Source organism: Methylobacterium ajmalii, assembly GCF_016613415.1.
Taxonomy (GTDB): Bacteria; Pseudomonadota; Alphaproteobacteria; order Rhizobiales; family Beijerinckiaceae; genus Methylobacterium; species Methylobacterium ajmalii.
This window is the reverse complement of sequence record NZ_JACWCT010000090.1, coordinates 28,525-37,987: the sequence shown is the minus strand read 5'-3', so window position 1 is coordinate 37,987 and position 9,463 is coordinate 28,525. Positions and strand designations below refer to the sequence as shown.

The 9,463-nt window shown below is 57.4% G+C and carries 14 protein-coding genes and 1 pseudogene; 1 reads left to right on the top strand and 14 read right to left on the bottom strand.

The window, feature by feature from the left end:
• On the top strand, positions 1-251 hold a 251-nt coding region (locus HPY23_RS17575), incomplete at its 5' end, for an integrase core domain-containing protein (protein WP_200646932.1).
• Between the two features lie 457 nt (positions 252-708).
• On the opposite strand, the gene HPY23_RS17570 is transcribed toward HPY23_RS17575, so the two are convergent.
• The 14 genes and pseudogenes from HPY23_RS17570 to HPY23_RS17505 form a co-directional block, all read right to left on the bottom strand.
• Entirely contained in the window at positions 709-963 is a 255-nt protein-coding gene (locus tag HPY23_RS17570; RefSeq protein ID WP_139235046.1) for a hypothetical protein, read from the bottom strand.
• A 115-nt stretch (positions 964-1,078) separates the two neighbouring features.
• Positions 1,079-1,756, bottom strand: a complete 678-nt coding sequence (locus HPY23_RS17565) for a polymorphic toxin type 28 domain-containing protein (RefSeq protein WP_091890255.1) — start codon at positions 1,754-1,756, stop codon at positions 1,079-1,081.
• A complete protein-coding gene (locus tag HPY23_RS33180; RefSeq protein ID WP_236012528.1) occupies positions 1,753-2,256 on the bottom strand; it encodes a hypothetical protein in 504 nt (167 codons plus the stop codon). The genes HPY23_RS17565 and HPY23_RS33180 overlap by 4 nt, the downstream gene beginning before the upstream one ends.
• Before the next feature lie 22 nt (positions 2,257-2,278).
• Positions 2,279-2,623 (bottom strand): annotated as a pseudogene (locus HPY23_RS34115) (DUF4123 domain-containing protein); the annotation flags it as partial.
• A gap of 88 nt (positions 2,624-2,711) precedes the next feature.
• The gene (locus HPY23_RS17550; protein WP_091890264.1) at positions 2,712-3,158 is read right to left on the bottom strand and encodes a hypothetical protein; all 447 of its coding nucleotides are present in this window, start codon (positions 3,156-3,158) and stop codon (positions 2,712-2,714) included.
• Positions 3,159-3,312: 154 nt separating this feature from the next.
• A complete protein-coding gene (locus tag HPY23_RS34110; protein ID WP_091890267.1) occupies positions 3,313-3,711 on the bottom strand; it encodes a DUF4279 domain-containing protein in 399 nt (132 codons plus the stop codon).
• 188 nt (positions 3,712-3,899) lie between these two features.
• On the bottom strand, positions 3,900-4,253 hold the full coding sequence (locus HPY23_RS17540) for a hypothetical protein (RefSeq protein WP_139235047.1): 354 nt from the start codon (positions 4,251-4,253) through the stop codon (positions 3,900-3,902).
• Positions 4,250-4,465 carry a hypothetical protein gene (locus HPY23_RS17535; protein ID WP_091890270.1) on the bottom strand — a complete coding sequence of 72 codons (216 nt, stop codon included), beginning with the start codon at positions 4,463-4,465 and terminating at the stop codon, positions 4,250-4,252. Before HPY23_RS17535 ends, HPY23_RS17540 begins: the two co-directional genes overlap by 4 nt.
• Positions 4,423-4,899, bottom strand: coding sequence for a DUF4123 domain-containing protein (locus HPY23_RS17530; protein ID WP_268926650.1), 477 nt, complete (start codon positions 4,897-4,899; stop codon positions 4,423-4,425). The genes HPY23_RS17535 and HPY23_RS17530 overlap by 43 nt, the downstream gene beginning before the upstream one ends.
• 86 nt (positions 4,900-4,985) lie before the next feature.
• Complete coding sequence (locus HPY23_RS32695; protein ID WP_210344330.1) at positions 4,986-6,101, bottom strand: beta propeller repeat protein; 1,116 nt, start codon at positions 6,099-6,101, stop codon at positions 4,986-4,988.
• Positions 6,102-6,151: 50 nt separating this feature from the next.
• Positions 6,152-6,484 (bottom strand): hypothetical protein, encoded by a 333-nt coding sequence (locus HPY23_RS32690; RefSeq protein WP_139235048.1) that lies wholly within the window; start codon positions 6,482-6,484, stop codon positions 6,152-6,154.
• A 505-nt stretch (positions 6,485-6,989) separates the two neighbouring features.
• Positions 6,990-7,394 carry a PAAR-like domain-containing protein gene (locus HPY23_RS17515; protein ID WP_200601591.1) on the bottom strand — a complete coding sequence of 135 codons (405 nt, stop codon included), beginning with the start codon at positions 7,392-7,394 and terminating at the stop codon, positions 6,990-6,992.
• Positions 7,395-7,501: 107 nt separating this feature from the next.
• Positions 7,502-8,539, bottom strand: a complete 1,038-nt coding sequence (locus HPY23_RS17510; protein ID WP_091890358.1) for a type VI immunity family protein — start codon at positions 8,537-8,539, stop codon at positions 7,502-7,504.
• The gene (locus tag HPY23_RS17505; RefSeq protein WP_200601592.1) at positions 8,502-9,380 is read right to left on the bottom strand and encodes a hypothetical protein; all 879 of its coding nucleotides are present in this window, start codon (positions 9,378-9,380) and stop codon (positions 8,502-8,504) included. The genes HPY23_RS17510 and HPY23_RS17505 overlap by 38 nt, the downstream gene beginning before the upstream one ends.
• Positions 9,381-9,463 lie beyond the last annotated feature (83 nt).

Sequence of the window (9,463 nt, the reverse complement as noted above, 5' to 3'; positions counted from 1 at the left end):
TCGAGAGCTTCAACGCGAGGCTGCGGGATGAGTTGCTGAACGGGGAGATCTTCTACTCTCTGCGGGAGGCGCAGATCCTGATCGAGAGCTGGAGGAGACACTACAACGGAGTTCGGCCGCACGCCTCGCTCGGCGACCGCCCGCCGGCCCCGGAGGTGTTCGTGCCAGCCTTAACCGCTTGGCCGGCTGCGCTCGCCCGACCGGCTCCGCCGGCCAAGCTACCCGTGGTGGAAAGGCCCACGGTTCACTAACATTCCACTCGGGCCACCCCGTGGGGGCTGATCACGTCTCCCGCAGGCCCTCCAGCGGGCGTTGCGTCGTCCACGGATCGGGGCTTAGATTGATTTTATTTGCACAATCATTCTGTCATTCTCGAATTGACCGATTTCATGATTAATTTCTCCCATCGCGTATTATATTTAAAGCCTTTTCTTTGTACAAATCAATATCAGAATTTGTGAGTTTTTCATACCGAAACTTAGGAGAAAGCTCGCGATAATTGCTTGTGAGCGCGGAGATAAGTGCGTCATGTGCAGCGTTCTTAAGCGATTTACGATCATGTTCAATAAATTTGAGAATTAACTCTAGTATATGCAGATTTTTACTGCTTCGATATGCATCACCGGAAACGCTAAGGGCGGCAAGTTGCAGCGTATATAGTGCATATTGATCATCTTCAAGATTTAATAATTTTATCACATAGTCTTGTTATTTATTGCCTAAATCTAGATCTCGTACCAAAAAACGCAAAACTTCTGATTGCAATATAGGATTATTGAAAGATAACTCACGACTCACGATTTGTTCCCGCGCCGGCGATGCCTCTTTTCTTATTATTAGAATGCATTTTTTCTTAATATCTTCGTCGCATGTATTAATAAAAATCTCACACACTTCGTCATATTCTTTTTTAGAGAGTCCGACTTGATGCTCTTTTTCGATGAGATCGCTGAGTCTGTTCATACACATCACCTTAGGGAAGGAACTGACGGGTCTTGTCGAGCAGTTTGCTAGCTTCGCTCAATATCTGTTTTGCAGGCTCTACTTCGCTAGGCGCCAACCCTGGATATCCGAGTCTTTACTTTGTGTAATACACAATATCTTCTAGGCCATTTTGCGCATCTCTCACTTCTTGTATATGATCCCATGGCATTACATCTGATTTGGTCTTTACGATCTCACCATTTGGTTCCCTTCTAGCGCCATCTAAATCTTTATTTGTTGTATGTTCTTTAATATTATCTAGAGTTTTTTCCCAACGCTCGCGATCTTTTGCCTGTCTATCTTTGTTTTTTTCTCTCGGGTCGTCTTTCGAACTTGCGCAATTTTTCGTGCATTCTTTTTTATTTTCATCGTTTGCTTTGTTCGCTTCGTCATAGCCTTTGACCATGGCGTTCAGCTTCTTACCGAGCCAGGTGTCGTCCACCGCTCGGCCATAGCCGCCGCCGATCGCAGAACCCGGACCGTATCCCTCACGGTACCCTTGGGAGAAACCCGGCGCAAAGCCGGCACCCGCCCCCACCGCGCTCCCGATCACCGCGCCGCCCGCAAGACCACCCGCTCCCGTCACGGGGATCGTCACGCCCCCCGTCCCCGCCCCGGCCAGGACTCCAACGCTTGCGCCCGCCGCAGCCCCGATCGCCCCGCCGGCCGCTCCCCCCGCCACCGCGCCGGGCAGCCCCTGCACCACCCCGCTCGCGCCACCCGCGATCACCCCGCCGACCGAACCGCCGATCCCCTCGAACAGCCCGCTCATCGACGAGGCCCCCGCGCATCGCGAGCCTCGCCCATCGCCGCGATCGTCAGATCGAACAGGCGCCTCAGGTGCCCGTCGGGTGAATCGCCGTCCTGCGCCAGATACGCCCGGGTCGGCTCATGGCTGGCGATCCGGCCTTGGCTCAGCAGCATCAGTAGCGCCCGCCGGCTCTGCGCCGCCTCACCCGCCAGACCGAGGCTGCGCCCGACCCGGTCGCTGATCACCACGCGCTCGTGCGACGCCGTGTCCGAGGCGGTGCCGACTTCGCTGGCCGCCACCTCGCGCGAGTAGGCCGCGATGCGCCGGTGCGACGCCGTCAGCCGTCGCGCCGTCAACGCTTCGATCTGCTCGGAGCCGATCGTCAGCACGCCACCCAGATCCGGCGGAAAGGCCGGATCGGCCACCACCCGCCGCACGCCGCCGTAATCCTCGGCCAGGAAGGCGATCTCGGCCGCCGGTCCCAGGATCCGCACGAACTGCCCAGGAATCAGGACCGGCATCGTCGCCCCCCAGAACCCGGGGGTCCCAGTGCCGGAACATCACTGCCGCCGGCTCCTGCCCCGAACCGTCCGGCGGCGGAACTTCGCCGCCATCCGCCGCCCATTGCGGAATGCGCACGATGTTCAAGGTGCGGAGATGGCGATGAAGGATGGCCTCGCCCGACGCGCAACTCCAGTAGACCACGGTCGTCTTCCCCCGCGTCATGGCAAACACGCGCTCCAGAGCGTCCGATGACTGCGCCAGTGACACCAGCCAGCGCCCGGCGCGCTCCACCTCGGCGTCGGGATGGTCGTGGAACAGGGAGCGCACCAGGAGCTGCTCGCGGCGGCAGGCATCCGGGAGGTCGTCGAATTGTCCGCCATCCACGACCGCGAAGGCCTGGCCGGTAAACGCCTCGACGACACCCCTCAGCTTCGCGAGACGATCGATCGACGGAGTATCGCTCGTCACGGTCTCAGCTCCGCACGAACGGAACGCCAGCCTGCGACATCCGACGCAGACACTGCCCCGACGACGACCCGCCCCCGCCCTTGACCAGATCCGGCGTGTACAGAACAGGACCCGGCCCCACCGTCAGCGCCGCGCCTCCGCCCTTCACCAGCGTGGTCTTCGGCGCCTCGATCGTCACCGTGCCGGACTTGTCCATCACGAACCGGCACGCACCGACCGTGATCGCGAACCGCTCGCCAACCTGGATCTCGAACACCTGGCCCACGTCGATCGTCTTGGTCTTGCCGACCTGCTCCTCGGCCGCATCGCCCACCAGCACCTGCTGTGTTTTGCCCACCTGCGTCTTGGCGCTCTCCCCCACCGCCAGCGACCACGCCTTGCCCACCTGCGTGGCGAAGGCCGTGCCGACATGCGTCACCTTCGTCGCCCCAACCTGCTCGACCCGAGCCACGCCCGTGAGTCGTTATACATATTGTAGATAATAAAACTTGCGGCATGCCCGATAAATACGCGGTTACAGCATTTTATTGTTGCCATAATATATTGAATAATCTAATTTTTTCAGCGGAAATACCCGTGTATTAGCGCACTATAAAAATATTTTCTTACTCGTTATCAATGAATTCTATTTCGATTTCTGCCTTTATTTTCGAAGCAAAGTCGATCATATCGTTTTCGAGGCGAAGGCCGGTTTGTCCGTCAATGCAAGTCAACCAGATCGTAAATTTTTTACCGCCACCCACATTCAATTTAGTTATCATTCGCCGGCGCGGCTTCAGCAGTGCACTTAGTCGCATCCAATGTTCCTGCAAATCACTTATGTCAGATAGTGTGTCGGATTTGATTGTCCACACGTTCTGGCGCGCTGGCGGTAAATGAGGCCGACGTCTTATACCTTTACGCGAAATGGACGAGGGCTCGAGGCCCAACTCGCGGGTGATCGTGTCAGGATCGCCCTCAAAGTCGAATATTGTGAAATAAAATTCTATCTGCGACAGACCCATAACTACTACTTTTTAATTCGTTGGTACGGGGCCATTTTTATTTATGTTCATTGACTCCCAACCATTCATGTTCCCCTTCGGTCGAGATGTGTAATACATATCTCCATTCTTATCGTATCCAACATCCGATGATGAGCTTAGATCATTGTCACTTTTTAGATTGCGAGCGTCTTTATATCCGTTTTATTTTACCGCTTCATCGAGTTGTTTTGTAGATAATTTTTAATTTTTCTGGAGCTAGGCGGGGATTGTCCAACGCAGCCGTAATTTTCATTATCGTTCTTATCGTCCGCTCCTTCTTCGCTATTTTCTCTCTTGTTCTCGCTTCCTGCTTTTTCGTTCGCGTTTTCCATCTTGGAAGCGAGATAGCCGCCGAGCGCCCGACCACCCCACTGCCCCAATCTCGATCCGGCAAACCGGCACGCCACCGTCCCGACAGGACCGAATACCGAACCCACCGCGCCGCCGACGAACCCGCCCGCGATCCCGCCCGCCGTCGCCCCGACAGTCTCCCTCACCGCTCCGATCGAACCCCCGCTCATCGTGACCCGCCTCCGCCGATCCTGTCCAGCGGCGGCACCATCCGACCCTCCCGCAGCGCCCGCGCCGTGTGCCCCAGCAGCTTTTCCACCTGACGCGCCGGCGCCTCCTCGCCTCGCCTCACGTAGGCCCTCACCTCCGCCACATCCTCGATCCGGCCGTCCGTCATCATCAGCAGGTACGCCCAGCGCTTGATCCCGGGCTCGTCCGCCACCCCCAGCGCCTCCGCGCTCGCCGCACGAAGCCCAAAAGCGTCGCCACCGGCACGTCCTGCGTCTCCTCCTCCGCCACCTCTCGCATATATGCCGCCACCGACAGGTCGCGCTGGCGCGCGTTCAGGTCCTCGATCTGGTCGTGCCGGAATATCAGCTCGCCCTCAGGCGCCGGGGGAAGCCGGTCCGGCCGCACCACCCGGCACGCCCCGCCCGCCTCCGCGCTCTCGAAAGCCAGCATCCGCGCCGGTCCCAGAACCTGCGCAGCCTGCTCGACATCCAGTAGCGGCAGCACAGCGTTCATCACATTCGGATCCGCCTGGCGGAAGAACACCCGCTCGCCCGACGGCAGGCGTACATGGTTGAGCGAACGCAGATGCGCGTAGAGCGTGTCCTCCTCCGCCGCCGTCGACCAGATCATCCCAACCCGACGCATCCGCCGGCATCGACAGTAGCATCGCCTGCCCATCGGGATCGGTGTCGGCGGCGCGGGCGATGCATTCGCTACGCGCCTGGATCCGGTCAGGGTGAGCGAGGCGCAAGGCCCTTGAACGCGCGGGCACGCAGTGCGGCAGGGATCACGATCTCCGTCCAGCGCTCGCCGTCGTAGCGGTGGATGCCCCGCTTGTAGTCGAAATAGTAGAGCACATCGTCGATTGCCTGGACCTTCAGCGGCGTCGGTCGCGCGCGACCGCGCAGCCGCGGCTTGAAGGGCGTGAGGTGGTGGCCGTCGAAGAGGTGCAGGGCGTAGTCGGAGGCAACGACGTACTGGTCCTTGAAGCGCGTGATCGACAGAAGGGTCTCGGTGTCGCCCGCGAAGCCGACGCTCCGGAAGCCGTCGCGTCCGTTGCCCACCAGGATGGTGCCGCGGCTGCCGACCATCCAGACCTTGTCCGGCGTTTCGACGTAAATGTCGTTGATGGTGTGCGGGCTTGAGCCGGGAATCGGGATTTCCGTCCAGCTCGTGCCGTTCCAGTGGTAGGCGCGGCCCTCGGTAACCAATCCTTTGCTTGGAGAATTTTCTCTGGCAATCTCATATGCCCGGTTCCAATCATCCCAATTCTTATTGCCTTTGAGATTATTTCTCGTTTTTTCGTCCAGATCGATCCGCTTTGGAGACATCGATCCTTCGATATAAAAATCATTTTCGCTTGAGCCGGCAATTTCCCCAAATCTAATAATCTCAAATCTGAGATCAGTTTTGCTGCGAAACGGCACCTGATACCATTGACGGTCAGCGGTCCTGCGATAGATCTGAGCCCCATGCCCGACCGCCCAGAGCTGTCCGGCGATAGAGCCGAGATTGGCAAGAGCTCCTGCGCCTGTCGCATCGGGGCTCTGGATCCCGGCACCCTGGATTGTCTCGTGTACTGTCTGATCCCCGATCCAATACACATCGCCCTCATTGCTCAGGGCTGCAAACCTCGCGCCTGGTTGGTCGGCGAGGGGAGCGGGCTTGATGGCATAGATCTCGCGCAACACGTCGGTCCGAGACCAGGGTTGCGGGAAAGCGTCGTCATATTCGATGATCGCCGTGAAGGGATCGTCGTACTCCAACTCGCATAAAGCAATGCAGAAGCGGCCGTGGCCAGCGGCATGCGCGGCATTGATCGTCGGATTCCAATCATCGTCTTCCATATTCCTGCTACCTTTTAGTAATACCCACGTTACAGAACTGTTTTTGCATCTCAACTTGGAAGAGAATTTTCGCGTGTTCTTCCCGGCTGTTCTGGATCGCGATTTTTCTGCTGCACCTGCGTGCCGAGCTTTGATTTTGCAAGTTTCTTACAATCCTCAGGAAGATCGCTGATTTTATCGATGGATTGTTTCGAAACTTCCAGTATCGCACCCAACGGCGCGGTCCCATTGGGCGTATATCGATCTCCCAAATCATCGAGTGACGCTTTCAAGTCTGCATGGATACCATCTCTGCCTTTGCCATGCTGATTCTTAGTCAAACAAACGGCCATGCCCTCGTTGAGGGTTGGCGCATTCGGAATGCGATTGGCGGTCGAGTTCATCCCGGCGCCTTTCGGCCGGCTGCCCAGCCTGTAGACCATGTCGGGAACGATGTGATGCGAGTCGCCGTCACAGACACTGAGAAGCTTCTTGTACTCATCGACAAGACACTTGCGGCGTTTCTGCGTGATACGAACTGTGCCGGGAGGAGGCGGGACGGGTTTCGGACGAGGATCTTCCTGATTGTCAGGTTTCCGACGTGCTCTCGCAGAGCGCTCATTCTTGAACCACTCCTGAACGTCGGCCTGTGGAACACCTTGCTTCGCGAGGTCGGTCGCCTTCCGAAACAACTGCTGCTCGAACGCGTCGCGCGGGGTCTCGTCTCGCCACGGCGGAGCTGTCGGCGATGCATCGAAGATCGCGGTCGCGGCTCGGAGGACAGGACCTCCACGGCCGAACAGCCGGAATCCCCATCGTCCCCAGCGTTCCAGCGTTTGGGCTCGCAGGCGCCGCAGGCGGCGATCTGCTCCAGGTCGGCTCGGCCGTTCCCGCCATCGCCCCGCTCCCTCACGACGACCGGCGCAGGCTGCCCGGCAGCGGGTCGTCGTCCGCCGGTGCCGCACGCGCCCGCTGGTCCTTCAGGTAGACCGCCTCCCCCGCCGTGTTGCGCCGGTTCATCCAGAACCGGTCCAGGTGCCGGATCATCGAGGACCCCTCCGCCCGCACCTGCGGCGCGTGGCCGATCGGCTCCGTCACGTCGCCGTGCGTCCCCGACTTCACGCCCCCGCCCGTCCCCGCCTCGTCCCCGTGCACGTGCGTCGTGCGCGAGCGCAGAACCATCGCCTTCTGCCCGGTGAACCGCACCGTGCGCGCGTAGGCCTCGAAGTGGTCGGCGTAGTCGACGATCGGGTAGGGCACCGGCACCAGCGCCGAGCCCCGCGGCGTCAGGCACACGTCCGGCGACAGGCTCACCACCCGCGCCTCGTGCGTCTCCCGCAGGCCCTCCAGCGGGCGCTGCGTCGTCTCGGATCGGGGCGCAGCGGCTCCCCGAGTTTGTGGATGTGTCCAAAAAAATCAAATCAATTTTCGAATCGGTGTATCCATTTTAGTGTCTCATCAAGGCTGTCCTTTTCAGGCGGAACCTCAATTATTCCATATTCGTATCCTTCGAACAATATTGGCTTGATAATACGAGCCGCATCTTTGTAAGATTGCGGAACTCCACCCATGCCATTGGCATCGATGACCGGCCGTTCGCCAGCACGAAGCAAGTAGCCGCCTTCGTAGCGTTTCAAACTCATTTCGGCTGTGATCTGTGACCGCACTACATCTTCGCCACCCAAGCGTAAAATATTAGCATCCCCTAAAAATGTGAGCCAATTGGAAGATTTCGGCAAATCGTATCCGCCGTGGCGGACTTCTGACCAGTAATCTCCCATAGCATCATATTCAAGCGAAGGATATTTTATCATGAGTGGATAATAAAATGATTTCCACCCCGTTTCCAGGCCGGGCTTAGTCAGAACACCAAGCCCACCAGATCCATGAACACAATGAACTCTGCCAGCCCATTTTACCATAAGATCCACAAAATCGTCCGGTTTTTTTAGCAAAAAACTCGCTGGCGTATGTATTTTTAGACCAGATAATTTTCTATCTGTGTCGTTTTTTGAAAATCCGTAAGCCATAAATTGCCATAAGCCAGGATCGTCCTCATTGTTCAGATCAACATGGTGTAACGCAAAATAAAATTCTTCGTCTTCTTTTTTTTCTGCTTCTTTATAAAAATATTTAGGCGTTTTCTCGCGATCGAATTTTTGAAGGCGTTTTGCACCTTTTTTATGGTAGTGTGTAATTTCTGTTCCAAAAAATTTAATATAATCGTCAATTAAATCTCTTATAGCCAGCCTGATTTGTTTTTGCCATCCATCAAAAAAATATATACTTATAACCCCGCCAACGCGAGAAACAATATCTCCCCTTGAAGGGTCTTTATAGACAAATTTTGTGTCTATATTGTCATCTATTCTGTGATTATGCCATAAGATATAATCATTTTCCGACATTCCATCACTCCGTTTAACTGTCGGCTTCACATTTGCAGTCACGCTTAACATCTATGGTATTGATTTTAACGCGGTCGTTGTGGCTCCTGCCGATACTCTGGTCTTGCGCAATATCACGATATCGACCAGCACGTTGCGCATCGGTTTGACCATCAACGCCACCATCTGTAGTTGGGAACTTCATCTCCCAAATTTCGGTCAACCGCCCACCGCTCCACCAAGAAACGTCCGGTCGCGGCGCACCCCGTACGACCGGAGCCGTCGACGGCATACCGGGGGAGGTTTGACTTTCCACGGGGGCATACTTGTCATCCGGCCCCTTCTTGTAGCTCACCTCCGGCCGCGGTCCATCCGCCGTCGGGCTCATCGGCCGCCGTGGGCCCCCGGCTGGGTGCTGACCACTTTTAGGATCGTAGTAGCGATCACGCAATTTTTCGGCGACGCACGCCTGATAGGTTGCATGCCTTCCCCGATTTTTAAGACATTCACACGCGACCTCGCATAATTCTTTCTTGTTCGTTTTGCCGGATATTCGAACATTTTCGGACCTTGCTGACGATTTTTTCTTTTCTTTGTTCTCGTCTTCAGCTTTATTTTTAGCATGTGCGACACCCTCGCCGCGAAACCACTTCAGGATCTCGTCACGGTCGACCCCTTGCGCTTCCAGCTCACGCGCCTTGGCAAACAGCGCGCGCTCGAAGTCGTCCCGCGGCACCTCGTCGACCCACGGCATCGCCGTCGGCGACGCGTCGAAGATCGCCGACGCCGCACGCCCCACCGGGCCGCCGCCCTTGAACAGCCACCGCCCCCACCGCCCCAGCCGTGTCAGGCTCGGCGAGGACGGCACCGCCGGCGGCGGGCGTGACCAGGTCGGCTCGGCCGTTCCCGACATCGCCCCGCTCCCTCAGGATGACCGGCGCAGGCTGCCCGGCAGCGGGTCGTCGTCCGCCGGTGCCGCACGCGCCCGCTGGTCCT

Coding starts and splice junctions, on each gene's coding strand:
- HPY23_RS17570 (WP_139235046.1), bottom strand. CDS start 963: ATGAACAGACTCAGCGATCTCATCGAAAAAGAGCATCAAGTCGGACTC.
- HPY23_RS17530 (WP_268926650.1), bottom strand. CDS start 4,899: ATGCGTCGGGTTGGGATGATCTGGTCGACGGCGGCGGAGGAGGACACG.
- HPY23_RS17505 (WP_200601592.1), bottom strand. CDS start 9,380: ATGTCGGGAACGGCCGAGCCGACCTGGTCACGCCCGCCGCCGGCGGTG.
- HPY23_RS17510 (WP_091890358.1), bottom strand. CDS start 8,539: ATGTTAAGCGTGACTGCAAATGTGAAGCCGACAGTTAAACGGAGTGAT.
- HPY23_RS32690 (WP_139235048.1), bottom strand. CDS start 6,484: ATGAACTCGACCGCCAATCGCATTCCGAATGCGCCAACCCTCAACGAG.
- HPY23_RS34110 (WP_091890267.1), bottom strand. CDS start 3,711: ATGGGTCTGTCGCAGATAGAATTTTATTTCACAATATTCGACTTTGAG.
- HPY23_RS33180 (WP_236012528.1), bottom strand. CDS start 2,256: ATGCCGGTCCTGATTCCTGGGCAGTTCGTGCGGATCCTGGGACCGGCG.
- HPY23_RS32695 (WP_210344330.1), bottom strand. CDS start 6,101: ATGGAAGACGATGATTGGAATCCGACGATCAATGCCGCGCATGCCGCT.
- HPY23_RS17540 (WP_139235047.1), bottom strand. CDS start 4,253: ATGAGCGGGGGTTCGATCGGAGCGGTGAGGGAGACTGTCGGGGCGACG.
- HPY23_RS17565 (WP_091890255.1), bottom strand. CDS start 1,756: ATGAGCGGGCTGTTCGAGGGGATCGGCGGTTCGGTCGGCGGGGTGATC.